This is a genomic window from Streptomyces sp. NPDC051738 (assembly GCF_044453205.1).
Classification (GTDB): Bacteria; Actinomycetota; Actinomycetes; order Streptomycetales; family Streptomycetaceae; genus Streptomyces.
The window spans coordinates 241509-259596 of record NZ_JBITCM010000001.1 but is presented as its reverse complement, the minus strand read 5'-3'; the positions used below and the strand labels follow the sequence as shown (position 1 = coordinate 259596).

Below are 18088 nucleotides of genomic sequence, written 5' to 3'. Positions count from 1 at the left end.
GCCACATGACCAAGTGGGAATACGCAACCGTGCCGCTGCTCGTCCACGCCACGAAGCAGATTCTGGACACCTGGGGCGAGGACGGCTGGGAGCTCGTCCAGGTCGTGCCCGGGCCGAACAACCCCGAGCAGCTCGTCGCCTACCTGAAGAGGGAGAGGCAGGCATGAGCGCGGTCGAGGCGAAGCTCGCCGAGCTGGGCCTGACGCTCCCGGAGGTCGTGCCCCCGCTCGCCGCGTACCAGCCGGCGGTCCAGTCGGGTGTGTACGTCTACACCGCCGGCCAGCTCCCCATGGTGGAGGGCAAGCTCCCGATCACCGGCAAGGTGGGCGCGGAGGTCACCCCCGAGGAGGCCAAGCAACTCGCCCGTACCTGCGCCCTGAACGCCCTCGCGGCCGTCAAGTCGGTGGCGGGCGACCTGGACCGCATCGCGCGCGTGGTGAAGGTCGTCGGCTTCGTGGCCTCGGCCTCGGACTTCACGGGTCAGCCGACCGTCATCAACGGCGCCAGCGAACTCCTCGCCGAGGTCCTCGGCGAAAAGGGCGTCCACGCGCGCAGCGCGGTGGGCGTGGCCGTGCTTCCGCTGGACGCGCCGGTGGAGGTCGAGGTCCAGGTGGAGCTGACGGGGGCGTAGGCCTTCGGACAGACCCTTTGGTGGTGGGGGGCGGCGTGTCCCGGCCGGGAAATGAGCCGCCCCCCGACCGCCCGGCAGGGCACAGTGGCCCCATGGCCGGAACCGCTCTCCGCAGAGGGCTCGATGCTCAGGGGTACATCGCGCGCGAAGGCTCCCTCGCGCGCATCCCGCACGCCTTCCGACCGGTCGTCGCCACCGCGCGCGACCGCCTCCTGGACGTGTTCGGGGCGCGGATGCACAGCGCCTACCTCTACGGGTCGATTCCGCGCGGCACCGCGCGCGTGGGGCGCAGCGACCTGGATCTGCTGGTCGCCCTGCGCGCGGAGCCGACCGAAGCGGACCGGACGGACGCGCGCACGCTCGACGAGGCGCTGGACAAGGAGTTCGCGCAGATCGACGGGTCCGGGACGCTACTGGACAGCCGTGGGCGGCTGCTCAGCGATCTGGAGACGTACGACGCCGGATGGTTCGTCGCCTGCCTCTGTACGCCCCTGCTGGGGGAGGACCTCGCGGAGTACCTGCCGCGCTACCGCCCCGACACTCTGCTCGCGCGCGAGACCAACGGCGATCTCGGCCTCCTGCTGCCCCGGTGGCGCGAGAGGATCGCCGGCGCCGGCGACAGCGAGGACGCAAGGCGGCCGCTCGTGCGGTTCATGTCGCGGCGTCTCGTGCGGACGGGGTTCACGCTCGTCATGCCCAGCTGGGGCGGTTGGACCAGCGATCTGGGGGAGATGGCGGAAGCCTTCGCGTCGTACTATCCCGCGCGGTCCGAGCAGATGCGCGTCGCGGCCGTGCTCGGGTACGAGCCGACGGGCGACGCGCGCGTGCTCCGGTCCTACGTCGAGGACCTCGGGCCGTGGCTCGCGGACGAGTACGCGTGCGTGCACGGGGTCAAAGCGCCGCGGCTCCACGAGGCGTAGTCACGGACTAGCAGTGACGGGCTAGATGAGGCCGTGCTCCTCCAGGTACTCCAGCTGCGCCCGCACCGACAGCTCGGCCGCCGGCCACAGGGAGCGGTCCACGTCCGCGTACACATGGGCGACGACCTCGGCCGGAGTGCCGTAGCCGTCCTCGACCGCCGTCTCGACCTGGGCGAGGCGGTGGGCGCGGTGGGCGAGGTAGAACTCGACGGCGCCCTGGGCGTCCTCCAGGACGGGGCCGTGACCCGGGAGGACGGTGTGCACGCCGTCGTCGACGGTGAGGGACCTGAGCCGCCGCAGCGAGTCCAGGTAGTCACCGAGGCGGCCGTCGGGGTGCGCCACGACCGTCGTGCCGCGGCCCAGGATCGTGTCGCCGGTCAGGACGGCGCGGTCGGCCGGGATATGGAAGCAGAGGGAGTCGGCGGTGTGCCCGGGCGTCGGTACGACGCGCAGCTCCAGGCCGCCGACGGTGACCACGTCCCCGGCGCCGAGCCCCTCGTCGCCGAGCCGCAGCGCCGGGTCGAGGGCACGCACGTGCGTGCCGGTCAGCTCGGCGAAGCGCGCGGCGCCCTCGGCGTGGTCCGGGTGGCCGTGCGTGAGGAGGGTCAGGGCGACGCGCTTGCCGGACTTCTCGGCGGTGTCGACGACATGGCGCAGATGCCCGTCGTCCAGCGGACCCGGGTCGACGACGACGGCCAGGTCGGAGTCCGGCTCGGCGAGGATCCAGGTGTTGGTGCCGTCCAGCGTCATCGCGGAGGGGTTGGGCGCGAGGACGTTGACGGCACGCGGGGTGGCCGGGCCGGAGAGGACCCCGCCTCGCGGCTGGCCGGGGAGGGCTGCTGCGTCCGTCATACGAGGAGGCCTTCCAGGGCTGCGGGCACGGTGGGCAGGGCGAGCAGGGCGGGCACTGTCGGCCCCACGGGCGCCACGGACACGGTCATGCGGGTGCTCCGCCGGTCGGGATGTGCTTGGTGAACTCGTCGTGGCCGGGCCAGGAGAGCACGATCTCGCCGTCGTCGAGCCGGGCCCGCGCGAGGACCGCGGTGAGGTCGCGGTCGGGGGCGGCGGCGAGGGCCTCGGCGGCGCTGTCGTACCCGGCCAGCTGGCGCAGGGTCGCGATCGTGGGCGGCATCATCAGCAGCTCGCCCTTGTCGTACGAGGCGGCCGCGTCGGCGGGCCGGATCCACACCGTACGGTCCGCCTCCGTGGAGGCGTTGCGGGTGCGCTGGCCCTCCGGGAGGGCGGCGACGAAGAACCAGGTGTCGTAGCGGCGGGGTTCGAACTCCGGGGTGATCCAGCGGGTCCAGGCGCCCAGCAGGTCCGAACGCAGGGCCAGTCCGCGCCGGTCCAGGAACTCGGCGAACGACATGTCCCGGGCGACCAGGGCCGCGCGGTCCGCCTCCCAGTCCTCGCCGGTGGTGTCACCGACGACGGAATCGTCGGTGGGCCCGGCGAGCAGGACGCCCGCCTCCTCGTACGTCTCCCGCACGGCCGCGCAGACGATCGCCTGTGCCGTGGCCTCGTCGACGCCGAGCCGCTCGGCCCACCACGCGCGCGTGGGGCCCGCCCAGCGCACCGGATGTTCGTCGCGCGGATCGACGCCGCCGCCGGGATAGGCGTACGCCCCACCGGCGAAGGCCATGGAGGCGCGGCGGCGCAGCATGTGCACGGCAGGTCCGGTGCCGGTGTCCCTGAGCAGCATGACGGTGGCCGCCCGCTTGGCGGCGGCGGGGGTCAGGTTTCCTTCCGCGAGCGCACGGATACGGTCCGGCCACTCAGGTGGGTACCACTGCCCGTTTGCCATGGGCGGAGGCTATCTCTTGGTGCGCGGATGTTCGAGGGGTGCCTGCCCGGGTGGCCAACGGCGACGGGGCCCCGCCTCGCAGTGAGACGGGACCCCGGCGTCGTACGACTTGGCGCGCCTACCGCGACCGCTTGGCCAGCCGCTCCACGTCCAGCAGGATCACCGCACGCGCCTCCAGGCGGAGCCATCCGCGCCCGGCGAAGTCGGCCAGCGCCTTGTTGACCGTCTCACGTGACGCGCCGACGAGCTGCGCGAGCTCCTCCTGCGTCAGATCGTGCACGACGTGGATGCCTTCTTCGGACTGCACGCCGAACCGGCGGGAGAGGTCGAGGAGCGCACGGGCCACGCGGCCCGGGACGTCCGAGAAGACCAGGTCGGACATCGCGTCGTTGGTGCGGCGCAGCCGGCGGGCGACCGCGCGCAGCAGCGCGGTGGCCACCTCGGGGCGGGCGTTCAGCCAGGGCTGGAGGTCGCCGTGGCCCAGGCCCAGCAGCTTGACCTCGGTCAGCGCGGTGGCGGTCGCCGTGCGCGGGCCCGGGTCGAAGAGGGACAGCTCGCCGATGAGCTCGCCGGGGCCGACGACGGCGAGCATGTTCTCGCGGCCGTCGGGGGACGTGCGGTGGAGCTTGACTTTGCCCTCGGTGACGACGTAGAGCCGGTCGCCCGGGTCGCCCTCGTGGAACAGGGAGTCGCCACGTGCGAGGGTCACCTCACTCATGGAGGCGCGCAGTTCCGCGGACTGCTCGTCGTCGAGAGCCGCGAAGAGCGGATTGCGCCGCAGAGGGTCGTCCACGAGTTCTCTCCTTGTCGACCTGCTCAGGGGATCTTGCTCCCCCTTGGTACCAGGGGACCGTGCTCCCCATTTTGCCGGACGGTCCAAACAGTGTGATCTGTCACAAGGATGCCGCACAGGTGTCCCGAGGTAAGCGGCAGGGGTCCAATTGGGGGCCGATCTTCGAGGTCCGGGGCGGATGTCGGTGCCGGGCTTTAGGCTGGCCGGGTGTCCAAATCGCCGGTGAGAGCACAGGCCAAGGGGGCTGGGCGGGTGGTTGTACGTCGCGATTCCGCTGTGGGCGAACAGGACCCTGGTGGCGGAAGGAAAGCGATAAAAGCGACGAAAAGGATGCCGGGTGAAGCGGCTGTGGATGGTGAGAAAGCGGCGGTGAAGACGTCGGCGGTCGGAAAGAAGGCTGCGCCTGCGGAAAAGACCGCGCCCGCGAAGAAGGCGGCGGTGAAGAAGTCTGCGGCGGCGAAGAAGGCGGCGAGCACGGGCAAGGCGGCGAGCGCGAAGGGGACGGCGGCCGAGAAGAAGGCCGCTGCACAGAAGCTCGCCGGCGCCCCCAAGAAGACCCCCGCCGAGTCCCGTACCGCCCTCGTCCGCCGAGCCCGCCGTATCAACCGAGAGCTCGCCGAGGTCTACCCGTACGCCCACCCCGAGCTGGACTTCGACAACCCCTTCCAGCTCGTGGTCGCCACGGTGCTGTCCGCCCAGACCACCGACCTGCGCGTCAACCAGACGACCCCCGCGCTCTTCGCCAAGTACCCCACCCCCGAGGACCTGGCCGCCGCCAACCCGGAGGAGGTCGAGGAGATCCTCCGGCCGTGCGGTTTCTTCCGGGCCAAGACCAAGTCGGTGATGGGCCTGTCCAAGTCGCTGGTGGAGAACCACGGCGGCGAGGTCCCGGGCCGGCTGGAGGACCTGGTCAAGCTGCCCGGCGTCGGCCGCAAGACCGCGTTCGTCGTGCTCGGCAACGCCTTCGGCCGCCCCGGCATCACCGTGGACACGCACTTCCAGCGGCTGGTGCGGCGCTGGCAGTGGACCGAGCAGACGGACCCCGACAAGATCGAGGCCGAGATCAGCGCCCTGTTCCCCAAGAGCGACTGGACGGACCTCTCGCACCATGTGATCTGGCACGGCCGCCGTATCTGCCACGCCCGCAAGCCCGCATGCGGCGCCTGCCCCATAGCGCCGCTCTGCCCGGCGTACGGCGAGGGCGAGACGGACCCGGAGAAGGCGAAGAAGCTCCTCAAGTACGAGAAGGGCGGCTTCCCCGGCCAGCGCCTCAGGCCCCCGCAGTCCTACTTGGACGCGGGCGGCAAGCCGGCCCCGCCCCTGGGGGCCGGATGACGGGGCGAACCGGGCAGAGCCGGGCGCTGTCGGGACCTCCTGCCGTCCGGACGGAACGATCTGAGCGCCCTCGGGCGTTGGACTCGACAGGACGACGGGGGTGGCGATGACGCGCGTGAGCGATACGCAGGACGGGCCGGTGGTGCTCAGCAAGGAGGGGCTGCCCGACTGGCTGGATCCGGTGGTACGGGTGGTGGAGACGGTCGAGCCGCCGCAGCTGAGCCGGTTCCTGCCGCCGGAGAACGGCGCGGGGCGCCAGTCCGCCGTACTGATCCTGTTCGGCGAGGGCGAGCGAGGGCCCGAGCTGCTGCTCATGGAGCGGGCCAGCTCCCTGCGCTCGCACGCCGGACAGCCGTCCTTCCCCGGCGGTGCCCTCGACCCCGAGGACGGCGACCCGCAGGCCGACGGGCCGTTGCGGGCCGCCCTCCGCGAGGCCGAGGAGGAGACCGGGCTCGATCCGAGCGGTGTGCAGCTCTTCGGCGTGCTGCCCAAGCTGTACATCCCGGTCAGCGGCTTCGTGGTCACGTCGGTGCTGGGCTGGTGGCGCGAGCCGAGCCCGGTCGACGTCGTCGATCCGAATGAGACGGCCCGCGTCTTCACCGTCCCCGTGGCGGATCTCACGAACCCGGACAACCGCGCCACCGCCGTTCACCCCAGCGGCCACCGGGGCCCGGCATTTCTGGTCGAATCGGCCCTGGTCTGGGGTTTCACGGCCGGGATCATCGACCGCCTGCTGCATTTCTCGGGCTGGGAGCAGCCCTGGGACCGGGGTAAGCAGGTCCCGCTCGACTGGCGGTCATGACAGGGTGTCTGCCGTGCTGTGTCATCCCGGGGGCCGTTGTGTCCGAATTTCGCCGCGTGGCGGGTTTCTGCCGCGTGGCGGGTTTCCGCTCTGTGGCAGACCGGGCCCGCGGCAGACCCGTGGTGAGCGAAGAGTGATGAGGCGAGGCTAGAACCGGTGAACGTGCTGGACATCCTGTTGCTGGTCGCCGCCGTGTGGTTCGCGATCGTCGGCTATCGCCAGGGCTTCGTCGTCGGCATCCTGTCGGTGATCGGCTTCCTCGGCGGCGGTCTCGTGGCCGTATACCTGCTCCCGGTCATCTGGGACGCCCTGACCGACAACGCCGAGGTGAGCACGACCGCCGCCGTCGTCGCGGTCGTCGTCGTGATCGTCTGCGCCTCCGTAGGCCAGGCCCTGACCACCCACCTCGGCAACAAGCTGCGCCGGTACATCACTTGGTCGCCGGCCCGTGCCCTGGACGCGACCGGCGGCGCCCTCGTCAACGTCGTCGCGATGCTGCTCGTCGCCTGGCTGATCGGTTCCGCGCTCGCCGGGACGACGCTGCCGACGCTCGGCAAGGAGGTCCGTAACTCCAAGGTGCTGCTCGGGGTGTCACGGGCGCTGCCCGACCAGGCGGACACCTGGTTCGCGGACTTCTCCTCGGTCCTCGCGCAGAACGGCTTCCCACAGGTCTTCAGCCCGTTCTCGAACGAGCCGATCAACGAGGTCCAGCCGCCCGATCCGGCCCTCGCCAACAGCCCGGTGGCCACGCGCGCGCAGCGCTCCATCGTCAAGGTCATGGGTACGGCGACGAGTTGCGGCAAGGTCCTGGAGGGCACCGGCTTCGTCTTCGCCGACCGCCGTGTCATGACCAACGCGCATGTGGTCGGCGGCGTCGACGAACCCACCGTCCAGATAGGCGGCGAGGGCAGGAAGTACGACGCGACGGTCGTCCTCTACGACTGGGAGCGCGACATCGCCGTACTCGATGTGCCGGACATGAACGCGCCCGTGCTGCAGTTCTCCACCACCGACGCCGAGAGCGGCGACGGCGCGATCATCGCGGGCTTCCCGGAGAACGGGGCGTACGACGTGCGTGCCGCCCGGGTGCGTGGCCGCCTCCCGGCCAACGGCCCGGACATCTACCACCGCGGCACCGTGCGCCGTGACGTCTACTCGCTGTACGCGACCGTCCGCCAGGGCAACTCCGGCGGCCCGCTGCTCACACCCGAAGGCAAGGTGTACGGCGTGGTCTTCGCCAAGTCGCTCGACGACGCCAACACCGGCTACGCCCTCACCGCGGACGAGATCCAGGAGGACATCGTCAAGGGCCGTACCGCCAACCAGCAGGTGGACAGCGACAGCTGCGCGCTGTAGGCCGAGTGCCGAAGAGGCGGTTGAGCCCGGGTGCCGAGGGGGCTGTCGGGCCCCGCGAGCCGAAGGGTGTGAGCCCTGGTCGCGGGGCTGGTGAGCCCGGTCGTGGAAAGGCGGCCGGTCAGCCGCGCGGGTGGCGCAGGCGCACCGAGACCCAGCGGGCCCGGCGGCGCAGAATGCGCGGAATGCCCACCCGTAGGTCGGAGCCCGGCATCTGCGGGGCGCTGCCTCGCTGGTGGGAGCTCAGGCCTCCGGCCGAGCGGCGATTGCGTGCTGCGTCACTGTAGTCGTGCGTCCAGCCCATACCCCGACGTCTGCCCCTGCCCCAAGGTCGATAACCGCCTCCAGGGCCCCCAATTGGCCTATGCGCCAGGCAATTGGCTGTTCGTAGGACAGGTGTTCAGTTCCGGATACCGGGCGCATCGGCGCGGTCACCGATCGGGTTCGGGATCTTTCAGCCAGTTGATCAGTTCGGTCGAGAACGCGACCGGGTCCTCTTCGTGGGGGAAGTGCCCCAGCCCGTCGAACAGCCGCCAGCGGTACGGCGCTTCGACGTACTCGCCCGAGCCGGCCGCGCTGCGTGTGCGCATCACGGGGTCGAGGGAGCCGTGCAGATGGAGGGTCGGCACCCGCACCGGCCGCTTCATGCGGCGGTTGAACTGGATGCCGTCGGGGCGGGCGAGCGAGCGCACCATCCAGCGGTACGGCTCGATGGAGCAGTGCGCCGTCGACGGGATGCAGATCGCGCGACGGTACGTGTCCACCGCGTCGTCGTCCGGCAGGCGCGGGCCCGACCAGTCCCGGATCAGCCGGGCGACCAGCGCCCCGTCGTCGGCGGTCAGTTGCCGCTCGGGGATCCAGGGCCGCTGAAACCCCCAGATGTAGGAACTCGCACTCGTCTGCTTGACGTCCGAGAGCATCGCCGAGCGCCAGCGCCGGGGATGCGGCATGGACGCGACCGCGAGCCGTCGTACGAGCTTGGGGCGCATCACGGCCGCGGTCCACGCCAGATAGCCGCCCAGGTCGTGGCCGACCAGCGCGGCGTCGGGCTCGCCGAGGGAGCGGATCACGCCGGTGATGTCGAGGGCGAGGTTGGCCGGGTCGTAACCGCGCGGCGTACGGTCGCTGCCGCCCACACCCCTGAGGTCCATCGCCACCGCCCTGAAGCCCGCGTCGGAGAGGGCGACGAGCTGGTGCCGCCAGGTCCACCAGAACTGCGGGAAGCCGTGCACCAGCAGGACCAGCGGGCCGTCGCCCATCTCCGCGATGTGGAAGCGCGCACCGTTGGCGGCCACGTCCCGGTGGGTCACCTCTTTCCCGCCTGGGACGTCAAGTCGTACGACCGAGGCGGGTTGGGCCGAAGGGGTGGCGGGATCCGTCATGACGACGAGCGTGCCACAGCCTCGATGGCCGCGGGCGCCCGGTCCTCCAGCTCCCGCGCGGAGACCGGCCGCGGGTGCGGCTTGGCCTTCTGCAGGACGCCCGCCGTCTCCTTCATCGACGCGGCGACCTTCTGCGGGCCCTTGCTCTTCTTGGCCTTCTTCGCGAAGAGGACGCCGATCAGCGCGAGGATGAGGGCGAGGAGGACGTTCGCCGCGAAGGACAGCAGGAAGCAGATCGCGAGGTTCCAGTCGCTCCAGGTCCGAATGCCGTACGCGAGGGCGAAGTTCAGCATCGGCAGCGAGAACAGCAGCACCGCGCCGGCCACCGTGAACGCGCCGCCGCTCGTCGCGCCGCGCTTGACGTCCTGCTTGAGCTGCGCCTTGGCCAGCGCGATCTCGTCGTGCACCAGCGCCGACATCTCGGTCGTCGCCGAGGCGAACAGCTGGCCGATGCTGCGTTCGGCGCCGACCGGGCTGCCGTCGGGTGCGCTCATCGCGGTCTCCCTCGTAGTTACGGTTCCGTCTTCTGCCTGACTGCGTACGGTTCCGTCTTTTGTACCGTCCCGTCAGATCATGCCCGACGCTGCTCCTCGTCGCCTGCCCCGCCTGCCACTTCGGCAAGCGCGTTGCGTGCGGCGGCCTTCTCCAGGGCGATACGGCGGTGCTCGACCGCCTTGCGCTCGTAGATGACGGCCAGCCGCAGGTGGTATTCCGGCTCGTCTTCCTCATAGATGTCCGGAATGCCGTCCGCGTCCTCGTCGCGCTCCTCGTCCTCGACCATCCGGCGGTACTTGGCGTTACGTATCTTCAGCAGCACCGTCGCCAGGATCGCCGCGGTGAGGGACCCGAGCAGTACGGCGGCCTTGATCTCGTCGGTCAGTGCGGCGTCGCCCGCGAAGGCGAGGTCGCCGATGAGCAGCGAGACGGTGAAGCCGATGCCGGCGAGGGTGGCCACCGCGAACACGTCGGCCCACTCCAGGTCGTCGCTGAGCGAGGCCCGGGTGAAACGTGCCGTCAGCCACGTGCCGCCGAAGATGCCGATCGTCTTACCGACGACCAGTCCGAGGACGACGCCGAGCGTCTCCGGCTGGGTGAACACCGCGCCGAGCGCGCTGCCGGAGATGGCCACACCGGCGCTGAACAGCGCGAACAGCGGGACGGCGAGGCCCGCCGACAGGGGGCGTACGAGATGCTCGATGTGCTCACCGGGGGAGTGCGGCTCGCCCTCGTGTCGCGTGCAGCGCAGCATCAGGCCCATCGCCACGCCCGCGATGGTGGCGTGGACGCCGCTGTTGTACATCAGCCCCCAGATGACGAGGGCGAGCGGGATGTACACGTACCACCCGCGTACGCCCTTCCGCAGCAGCAGCCAGAAGACGCCCAGTCCGACGACGGCACCCGCGAGTGCGGGGAAGTTGATCCGGTCGGTGAAGAAGATCGCGATGATCAAGATCGCGAAGAGGTCGTCGACGACGGCGAGGGTGAGCAGGAAGGCGCGCAGCGCGCTCGGCAGGGAGGTGCCGATGACGGCGAGCACGGCCAGCGCGAAGGCGATGTCCGTCGCGGTCGGGACCGCCCAGCCCTCCGTCGAACCGCCCCCGGTGAGATTGGTGAGCGTGTAGACGAGCGCGGGCACCGCCATTCCGCACAGCGCGGCGACGACCGGCAGTACGGCCGCCTTGGGGTCCTTGAGATCGCCGGCCACCAGCTCACGCTTGAGCTCGATGCCGGCGACGAAGAAGAAGATCGCGAGAAGTCCGTCGGCGGCCCAGTGCTCGATGGACAGACTCAGGCCGAGGGCCTCGGGGCCGAGGTGGAAATGGCCGACGGTCTCGTAACTGTCGTGCAGCGCGGGCACGTTCGCCCAGACCAGCGCGGTGACCGCGGCGACGAGCAGGAGCACACCACCGACGGTCTCGGTGCGCAGCGCGTCCGCGACGAACGTCCGCTCGGGCAGCGACAGCCGCCCGAGGATCTTGCGGACGGGGGCGGTGGTGCGGGGCGCGGGCACGGGCACGGGGGAGACCTCCGGTCGGTGGGCAGGGCGGAACGCATGCCGACCAGACTTCCCGGCGCACCTGAGGTTGACGTGTTTTTTATTAGCTTACCTAAGGTGCCTTTGTTTAGTTTGCCTAAGGGGCGGCGGGAGGTGTCCGGTACGTCTCACGTTAGGCAGAAAAGGGCCGCCCGGCGCGCGATGCGCGGGGCGGCCCTTCATGGGTTCGCGGAGATCAGAGGTTCGCGGAGATCGGGGGGCGCGGAGACTCAGTCCTCGCTCGGCGCCGCCGGGAGCTTCGCCTGGATGAGGTCCATGACGGTCGAGTCGGTGAGCGTGGTGACGTCACCGAGCTGGCGGTTCTCGGCGACGTCCCGCAGCAGCCGACGCATGATCTTGCCCGAGCGGGTCTTCGGCAGTTCGGCCACCGGCAGGATCCGCTTCGGCTTGGCGATCGGGCCGAGCGTGGCGCCGACGTGGTTGCGCAGGTCGTTGACGAGGCCCTCGTCCTCGGCGTTCGCCGTCCCGCGCAGGATCACGAAGGCGACGATCGCCTGCCCGGTGGTCTCGTCGGCGGCACCGACGACGGCCGCCTCGGCGACGGACGGGTGGGAGACCAGGGCGGACTCGACCTCCGTGGTGGAGATGTTGTGCCCCGACACCAGCATGACGTCGTCGACGCGCCCGAGGAGCCAGATGTCCCCGTCGTCGTCCTTCTTCGCCCCGTCACCGGCGAAGTACTTGCCCTCGAAGCGCGACCAGTACGTGTCGAGGAACCGCTGGTCGTCGCCCCAGATGGTGCGCAGCATCGACGGCCACGGCTCGGTCAGCACCAGGTAGCCGCCACCGCCGTTGGGCACCTCGTTCGCCTCGTCGTCGACCACGGTCGCGGCGATACCGGGCAACGGCGTCTGCGCGGAACCCGGCTTGGTCTGCGTGACCCCCGGCAGCGGCGAGATCATCATCGCGCCGGTCTCGGTCTGCCACCAGGTGTCCACGATCGGCGTGATGTCGGACCCGATGTGCTTGCGGTACCAGATCCAGGCCTCGGGGTTGATGGGCTCACCCACCGAGCCGAGGACGCGCAGGGAGGACAGGTCGAACTTCGCGGGGATGTCGTCGCCCCACTTCATGAACGTACGGATGGCGGTCGGCGCCGTGTACAGGATGGTCACCCCGTACTTCTGCACGATCTCCCAGAACCGGCCCTGGTGCGGGGTGTCCGGCGTGCCCTCGTACATGACCTGCGTCGCGCCGTTCGCCAGCGGCCCGTACACGATGTACGAGTGGCCGGTCACCCAGCCGACGTCGGCGGTGCACCAGTAGACGTCGGTCTCCGGCTTGAGGTCGAAGACGGCGTGGTGGGTGTAGGACGCCTGGGTGAGGTAGCCGCCGGAGGTGTGCAGGATGCCCTTCGGCTTACCCGTCGTCCCGGACGTGTAGAGGATGAACAGCGGCTGCTCGGCGTTGAAGGCCTCGGGGGTGTGCTCGGCCGACTGCCGCTCGACGATCTCGTGCCACCAGACGTCGCGGCTGTCGTCCCAGGCGACGTCCTGTCCGGTACGGCGGACCACGAGCACATGCTCGACGTTGTCCACCTTGCCGATCGCCTCGTCCACGGCCGGCTTGAGCGCGGACGGCTTGCCGCGCCGGTAGCCGCCGTCGGAGGTGATGACGACCTTGGCGTCCGCGTCCTGGATGCGGGTGGCGAGGGCGTCCGCCGAGAAGCCGCCGAACACGACGGAGTGCGCGGCGCCGATCCGCGCGCAGGCCAGCATCGCGACCGCCGTCTCCGGGATCATCGGCATGTAGACCGCGACCCGGTCGCCCTTCCGAACCCCGAGCTCCAGCAGGGCGTTGGCCGCCTTGGAGACCTCGTCCTTGAGCTCGGCGTAGGTGATGGCGCGGCTGTCGCCGGGCTCGCCCTCGAAGTGGATGGCGACCCGGTCGCCGTGTCCGGCCTCCACATGCCGGTCCACGCAGTTGTACGCGACGTTGAGCTCACCGTCCTTGAACCACTTCGCGAACGGCGGGTTCGACCAGTCCAGCGTCTCGGTCGGCTCCTTGGCCCAGGTCAGCCGACGGGCCTGCTCGGCCCAGAAGCCGAGCCTGTCAGCCTTGGCCTGTTCATACGCCTCCGCGGTGACGTTGGCGTCGGCGGCCAGGTCGGCGGGGGGTGCGAACCTGCGCTCTTCCTTGAGCAGGTTGGCCAGGCTTTCGTTGCTCACGACATCTCCCTTTCCCAGGGTGTCCGTTGTGTCCCAGGCCACAGCTCATCAGACCCGGGGGTCCGATGACAAGGGTCGACGGAAAATTGGTTTAGACCTGTCGGCGGGGGTGGGCCCGGGAGGGCCCCGAGCTGCCTTTTTCAGTGCCGGGGTCATCCGTTCCCACGGACGCCGGACGAACCCGGTTCAGCTCTGTAATCCCTTTCACATTCCGCACAGGCACAGGTGAAGCGGCACCCTCAGGTGAAGTGCCGCCACTCGGGTGGCAGCGTCATGCCCACCGCGTGGTGCGGGGCCACATGGGGCGCGGTCGTGCGTGGGGGAGGTCGTACGTGGGGGAGGGGGCGGCCGCACGTGGTGCGCGGCCCCGCGCCGACCGGGGCCGAGCCGACCGACCCCGCGCTCGACCGGGGCCAGGCCGACCAGCCCCGCGCACTACCGGGGCCGAGCCGACCCACCCCACGCCCGACCGGGGCCGCGCACACCACCCCGCCTCACGCCGACAGATCCGCCACCCCCACGTCGTCGAAAACACCATCCCCGCTTCCCTCGGTGAGCAGATACGCCTGTGCCTCGCCCACGTGGAAGTACATCCCGTGCAACTCCAGCGCCCCCGCCCGCAGCGCCCGGGCCACCGACTCGTGCGCCCGCAGATGCTCCAACTGCTGGACCACGTTGGTCAGACAGAGCTGCTCGACCGCATCGGCCGGCGCCCGCCCGGCGAGTCTGGCCCACGGGCGGCTCTCGTCGGACATCCGCTCCAGGCTCGGCCGCCCGTGCCGCAGCCACCGCCTCAGCGGGGTCGGCGGACCGCCGGGCTCGGAACCGAGCAGCGCCTGCATGGCCCCGCACCCGGAGTGCCCGCACACCGTGATCGACCGCACCTGCAGCACGTCCACGGCGTACTCGATCGCCGCCCCCACCGAGTCGTCCCCGCGCTCCCGGCCGGGCAGCGGAACGAGGTTGCCCACGTTGCGCACCACGAACAGGTCGCCCGGACCACTGGAAGTGATCATCGACGTGACCAGCCGTGAGTCCGCGCAGGTGAGGAACAGCTGGGAAGGCTGCTGCCCCTCACGCGCCAGCCGCGCCAGCTCGCCCCGCACCAGGGGTGCGGTGTTGCGCTGGAACGCGCTGATGCCGCGGGCCAGTTGCTGCGCGCTCGGCCGACTCCCGTCGGCTCCGCCCGATCCGTCCGCTCGGCTCTTGCCGGGGCAGCAGCCGGATCCGGTCGGTCCATCGGCATCGCAGGCACCGGAGACTGCACCACTCGACCCCGTCCCGTCGTCCGGGGCGGCGTCGGGGTCGCCCGGGGTACGGGAGGCGTCGGTGGTGCGGGAGGCGTCGGTGGTGCGGGGCGCGCCGGACCCGTGGGTGTCTCCGGGCCCTTGAGTGTTGCCCGACCCGTGGGTGCTGCCCGCCCCATGGGTGTTGCTGGACCCATGGGTGCTGGCGGACCCGTCGGCGTCGCTGGTCCCGGTCGCCTGCGCTGCCCCCGCGTGGCCCTCGCATCCGTCGTGGGACGTGACGGACTCGGGGATCTCGCACTGGTGGTTGCGCCAGGGCGTCCAGGGGTGGCAACGGCAGTCGGCCGACTCGGCAGTGACCTTCCCGGCGTCGAGATGGAGGCCGACCGGTGTGGTGGGTTCGCCGATCCGGACCCCGGCTCTGCGGCCGACCAGGTCGACGGAGCCGCCGTGCGCGGTGTGCGTGTTCTGCCAGTCCTGCAGTGACTCGTACGCCGCGTGGTCCATGAACGACCCGTCCAACTCCACGACGGCGTGGGCGCCTTGGGGTACGAGATGCAGGGCTCGGCTGAGCCGTGGCACCGCGAGGAACGTCAACTGGCCTCGTACGTGTACGTGATGGACTCCTTCCTTCTCGTCGTGCGTGATCCGGGTGCGGGTGAGGCGGTGCAGGGCGACGGCGACGGCCATGGCGATGCCCAGGGCCACGCCCTCCAGGACGCCGAAGATCACCACGCCGAGGGTGGTGACGGCGTACACCAGCACCTCCCGGTGGCGGGTCACCGTGCGGATGTGGTGCAGGGACACCATCTGGATGCCGACGGCCATCACCAGGGCGGCGAGCGAGGCGAGCGGGATGAGCTCCAGGATCGGGACCATCAGCAGCGCGGCGACTACTACGAGAACGCCGTGCAGCATCGTGGAGTTCCGGCTGATGGCACCGGATTGCACATTCGCCGAACTCCGCACGGCCACACCGGCGACGGGCAGTCCGCCGAGCGTGCCGGAGACGATGTTGGCGGCACCCTGACCCAGCAGTTCGCGGTCCAGGTGGGAGCGTCCGACGCGGGCGGGCAGGCCGGGGCGCGAGGCCACCATCTTGTCCACGGCGACCGCGCCGAGCAGTGACTGCACGCTGCACACCAGCGTGGTGGTCAGCACCGCGGCGAGCAGGCCCAGTACCGGGCCTTCCGGCAGCCCGGCCAGGGCATGACTGCGCCAGGACGGCAGGTCGACCTTGGGCAGGGTCAGGCCGGCGAGTGAGGCGGCCGAGGTGGCTCCGGCGACGGCGATGAGTGCGGCCGGAATCTTGCGCAGGAGACGTCCGGTCCGGCCCGGAATTCGCGGCACGAGCAGCAGCAGAGCCAGGGTCAGCGCGCTCACCGACGCGGCGGCGGGCCGCAGGTCGGCCAACTGGGCGGGCAGCGCGCGGAGGTTGGCGAGCACGGAGCTCTGCGGGGTGCCACCGACGACGATGTGCAGCTGGGCGACGGCGATGGTGACGCCGATGCCGGCGAGCATGCCGTGCACGATGGCGGGACTCACGGCGAGCGCGCCACGCGCCACCCGCAGGGAGCCCAGCCCGAGTTGGGCGACCCCGGCGAGGACGGTGATGGCACAGGTCGTCCGCCAGCCGTACTGATGGATGAGGTCGGCGGTGACCACCGTGAGGCCGGCGGCGGGGCCGCTGACCTGGAGCGGGGATCCGCCGAGCCATCCGGCGACGATCCCTCCGACGGCGGCGGCGACAAGGCCCGCCTGGAGGGGTGCGCCGGTGGCGAGGGCGATGCCCAGGGACAGGGGAAGCGCGATCAGGAAGACCGCGATCGATGCCGAGAGATCGGCGCCCGCGATTCGGTAGCGGCGGGGCCGGTTCGGGGGTGGGCTGTGGGGCTCTTGGGTGCGTTCCGCTCGACTCGGGTCGTCGGCGCGGGTGGGGACGCAGGCGGACATGTTTCCCGTCTTCCTCCGGGGCAGCGCGGTCGCGGATCTGGTGGTCCCCCGCTCATGGGCGAGGGGTCGGGTCGCGGCCGTGTGGTCACGGCGTGCAGCGGCGGGATGAAACAACAGTCGGTAAACGGATCGTAATGCAGAGTAAAGGGCCGGAATAGTTTTTCCGAGCAAATGGACTAATAAATCCCTCTAGAGAGTGAAGTGGCTCATTAGTCGGCTTGTCGTACTAATTCCTTCTCGGCCCCGTGCGACCTTGGCGGCGCTGTCGGCTCCCGAGAGAAGGAAGAAGGTGGACGGAACATGGCCGCCACCCGCAGGAACGCCGCCCCTCGCATGATCACCGCCCCCCGCATCGCGGCGACGCACAGGGTCGTCGGGACGCACCGGATCGCAGCGGGCACCGCGATCGCCGCGGTCTGTGCCGCATCACTCGCCGGTTGCGCGACCGGCACCGAAACGATCCGGCAGGGGGCACCCGGACCCGAGAGGGCGAAGCCGGCGGCGCCCGCGCCCAAGAGTGTCGTACGCCTGATCGGTGACGGGTCCACCGCGTACACCGGAGCCCAGCCGCACCTGCTCAGACCCGAACGACTCAAGCCCGGTCAGAAGCCACCGCAGTTCGTGGTCTTCTCCTGGGACGGCGCCGGCGAGGACGGCCAGAAGCTGTTCTCCCATTTCCGCAAGGTCGCCACGGCGAACAACGCCACGATGACGTACTTCCTCAGCGGCGTGTACATGCTGCCGAGCGAGAAGCGTGACCTGTATCGCCCGCCGCAGCACTCCCCGGGCCGCTCCGACATCGGCTTCAACGACGAGGAGGGCATCGCCGACACCGCGAAGCAGTTGCGCCTGGCCTGGCTGGAGGGCAACGAGATCGGCACCCACTTCAACGGCCACTTCTGCGGCAACGGCGGAGTCGGCGAATGGTCGGTGGCGGAGTGGAAGGACGAGATCGCCCAGGCGAAGAGTTTCGTGAAGTCCTGGAAGACCAACACCGGCATGGCAACTGCGGCGCCCCTGCCTTTCGACTACGACAAGGAACTCATCGGCGCTCGCACACCCTGTCTGGAGGGTCAGAAGAACTTCATGAAGGCCGCCTACGAGATGGGCTTCCGCTATGACTCCAGCGGTGTCAACAACCAGGTCTGGCCGGCGAAGAAGGGCGGCCTGTGGGACCTGTCGATGCAACTCGTGCCGTTCCCCGGGCACTCCTACGAGCAGCTCACCATGGACTACAACTTCATGGTCAACCAGTCGGGCACCACGAGCCAGGGTGACCCCGCCAAACATGACTTCTGGGGCGACCAGATGCGGGACGGCCTGCTCAGGGGCTTCCACCGGGCTTACGCCGGCAACCGCGCACCCCTGATCATCGGCAACCACTTCGAGTCCTGGAACGGCGGCACCTATATGCGCGCCGTCGAGGAGGTCATCGAGGCCGTCTGCAACAAGCCCGACGTGCGCTGCGTCTCCTTCCGGCAGTTGGCCGACTGGCTGGACGCCCAGGACCCGGCGACTCTGAAGAAGCTGCGCACGCTCGGGGTGGGCGAGGCCCCGAAGCAGGGCTGGGCGTCCTTCCTTTCGGGGCGTCCGGCCCCGGCACCGAAGGGAGTGCCTGGGGCGCCGGCGATCCCGCAGTAGCGG

General features: G+C 70.5%; 16 protein-coding genes. 7 read left to right on the top strand and 9 right to left on the bottom strand.

From position 1 onward, the window contains the following. Window positions 1–5: 5 nt before the first annotated feature. The 3 genes from ACIA8X_RS01050 (at window position 6) to ACIA8X_RS01040 (ending at window position 1551) form a co-directional block, all read left to right on the top strand. The gene (locus ACIA8X_RS01050) at window positions 6–167 is read left to right on the top strand and encodes a DUF4177 domain-containing protein (protein ID WP_010986011.1); all 162 of its coding nucleotides are present in this window, start codon (window positions 6–8) and stop codon (window positions 165–167) included. Continuing rightward, complete coding sequence (locus ACIA8X_RS01045) at window positions 164–631, top strand: RidA family protein (protein WP_393449550.1); 468 nt, start codon at window positions 164–166, stop codon at window positions 629–631. The genes ACIA8X_RS01050 and ACIA8X_RS01045 overlap by 4 nt, the downstream gene beginning before the upstream one ends. 92 nt (window positions 632–723) lie before the next feature. After that, the gene (locus tag ACIA8X_RS01040) at window positions 724–1551 is read left to right on the top strand and encodes a nucleotidyltransferase domain-containing protein (protein WP_393449547.1); all 828 of its coding nucleotides are present in this window, start codon (window positions 724–726) and stop codon (window positions 1549–1551) included. 21 nt (window positions 1552–1572) lie between these two features. On the opposite strand, the gene ACIA8X_RS01035 is transcribed toward ACIA8X_RS01040, so the two are convergent. The 3 genes from ACIA8X_RS01035 to ACIA8X_RS01025 all read right to left on the bottom strand — a co-directional run bounded on the left by ACIA8X_RS01035 (window position 1573) and on the right by ACIA8X_RS01025 (window position 4148). Beyond that, a complete protein-coding gene (locus ACIA8X_RS01035; RefSeq protein ID WP_393449544.1) occupies window positions 1573–2403 on the bottom strand; it encodes an MBL fold metallo-hydrolase in 831 nt (276 codons plus the stop codon). An 85-nt stretch (window positions 2404–2488) separates the two neighbouring features. Beyond that, on the bottom strand, window positions 2489–3355 hold the full coding sequence (locus tag ACIA8X_RS01030; protein ID WP_393449541.1) for an NUDIX hydrolase: 867 nt from the start codon (window positions 3353–3355) through the stop codon (window positions 2489–2491). A gap of 118 nt (window positions 3356–3473) precedes the next feature. Beyond that, complete coding sequence (locus ACIA8X_RS01025) at window positions 3474–4148, bottom strand: Crp/Fnr family transcriptional regulator (protein WP_007492020.1); 675 nt, start codon at window positions 4146–4148, stop codon at window positions 3474–3476. Window positions 4149–4478: 330 nt separating this feature from the next. On the opposite strand from ACIA8X_RS01025, the gene nth reads away from it, so the two are divergent. The 3 genes from nth (at window position 4479) to ACIA8X_RS01010 (ending at window position 7641) form a co-directional block, all read left to right on the top strand. After that, window positions 4479–5483, top strand: coding sequence for an endonuclease III (gene nth / locus ACIA8X_RS01020; protein ID WP_393449538.1), 1005 nt, complete (start codon window positions 4479–4481; stop codon window positions 5481–5483). 106 nt (window positions 5484–5589) lie between these two features. Beyond that, window positions 5590–6285, top strand: coding sequence for an NUDIX hydrolase (locus tag ACIA8X_RS01015; protein WP_399457486.1), 696 nt, complete (start codon window positions 5590–5592; stop codon window positions 6283–6285). A 156-nt stretch (window positions 6286–6441) separates the two neighbouring features. Then, window positions 6442–7641, top strand: coding sequence for a MarP family serine protease (locus tag ACIA8X_RS01010; RefSeq protein ID WP_393449532.1), 1200 nt, complete (start codon window positions 6442–6444; stop codon window positions 7639–7641). 118 nt (window positions 7642–7759) lie between these two features. On the opposite strand, the gene ACIA8X_RS01005 is transcribed toward ACIA8X_RS01010, so the two are convergent. From ACIA8X_RS01005 to ACIA8X_RS00980, 6 genes are all read right to left on the bottom strand, one after another. Next, window positions 7760–7942 carry a hypothetical protein gene (locus ACIA8X_RS01005; protein ID WP_078662374.1) on the bottom strand — a complete coding sequence of 61 codons (183 nt, stop codon included), beginning with the start codon at window positions 7940–7942 and terminating at the stop codon, window positions 7760–7762. Window positions 7943–8069: 127 nt separating this feature from the next. After that, window positions 8070–9020, bottom strand: a complete 951-nt coding sequence (locus tag ACIA8X_RS01000; RefSeq protein WP_393449529.1) for an alpha/beta fold hydrolase — start codon at window positions 9018–9020, stop codon at window positions 8070–8072. After that, window positions 9017–9514: a phage holin family protein gene (locus ACIA8X_RS00995; RefSeq protein WP_393449526.1), complete on the bottom strand. Its 498-nt coding sequence runs from the start codon at window positions 9512–9514 to the stop codon at window positions 9017–9019. The genes ACIA8X_RS01000 and ACIA8X_RS00995 overlap by 4 nt, the downstream gene beginning before the upstream one ends. 77 nt (window positions 9515–9591) lie before the next feature. After that, window positions 9592–11031, bottom strand: coding sequence for a Na+/H+ antiporter NhaA (nhaA, locus tag ACIA8X_RS00990; protein WP_399457754.1), 1440 nt, complete (start codon window positions 11029–11031; stop codon window positions 9592–9594). Window positions 11032–11285: 254 nt separating this feature from the next. After that, window positions 11286–13286 carry an acetate--CoA ligase gene (gene acs / locus ACIA8X_RS00985; RefSeq protein ID WP_393449523.1) on the bottom strand — a complete coding sequence of 667 codons (2001 nt, stop codon included), beginning with the start codon at window positions 13284–13286 and terminating at the stop codon, window positions 11286–11288. A 452-nt stretch (window positions 13287–13738) separates the two neighbouring features. Further along, window positions 13739–16444: a SulP family inorganic anion transporter gene (locus ACIA8X_RS00980; protein ID WP_393449520.1), complete on the bottom strand. Its 2706-nt coding sequence runs from the start codon at window positions 16442–16444 to the stop codon at window positions 13739–13741. A gap of 333 nt (window positions 16445–16777) precedes the next feature. Here ACIA8X_RS00980 and ACIA8X_RS00975 point away from each other — a divergent pair, with 333 nt between their 5' ends. Further along, entirely contained in the window at window positions 16778–18085 is a 1308-nt protein-coding gene (locus tag ACIA8X_RS00975) for a hypothetical protein (protein ID WP_399457753.1), read from the top strand. Window positions 18086–18088 lie beyond the last annotated feature (3 nt).

Bases quoted from the DNA above. Each gene is read 5' to 3' on its own strand.
- ACIA8X_RS01050 (WP_010986011.1), top strand. From the start codon at position 6: ATGACCAAGTGGGAATACGCAACCGTGCCGCTGCTCGTCCACGCCACG.
- ACIA8X_RS01045 (WP_393449550.1), top strand. From the start codon at position 164: ATGAGCGCGGTCGAGGCGAAGCTCGCCGAGCTGGGCCTGACGCTCCCG.
- ACIA8X_RS01040 (WP_393449547.1), top strand. From the start codon at position 724: ATGGCCGGAACCGCTCTCCGCAGAGGGCTCGATGCTCAGGGGTACATC.
- ACIA8X_RS01035 (WP_393449544.1), bottom strand. From the start codon at position 2,403: ATGACGGACGCAGCAGCCCTCCCCGGCCAGCCGCGAGGCGGGGTCCTC.
- ACIA8X_RS01030 (WP_393449541.1), bottom strand. From the start codon at position 3,355: ATGGCAAACGGGCAGTGGTACCCACCTGAGTGGCCGGACCGTATCCGT.
- nth (WP_393449538.1), top strand. From the start codon at position 4,479: ATGCCGGGTGAAGCGGCTGTGGATGGTGAGAAAGCGGCGGTGAAGACG.
- ACIA8X_RS01015 (WP_399457486.1), top strand. From the start codon at position 5,590: ATGACGCGCGTGAGCGATACGCAGGACGGGCCGGTGGTGCTCAGCAAG.
- ACIA8X_RS01005 (WP_078662374.1), bottom strand. From the start codon at position 7,942: ATGGGCTGGACGCACGACTACAGTGACGCAGCACGCAATCGCCGCTCG.
- ACIA8X_RS01000 (WP_393449529.1), bottom strand. From the start codon at position 9,020: ATGACGGATCCCGCCACCCCTTCGGCCCAACCCGCCTCGGTCGTACGA.
- ACIA8X_RS00995 (WP_393449526.1), bottom strand. From the start codon at position 9,514: ATGAGCGCACCCGACGGCAGCCCGGTCGGCGCCGAACGCAGCATCGGC.
- ACIA8X_RS00980 (WP_393449520.1), bottom strand. From the start codon at position 16,444: ATGTCCGCCTGCGTCCCCACCCGCGCCGACGACCCGAGTCGAGCGGAA.
- ACIA8X_RS00975 (WP_399457753.1), top strand. From the start codon at position 16,778: ATGATCACCGCCCCCCGCATCGCGGCGACGCACAGGGTCGTCGGGACG.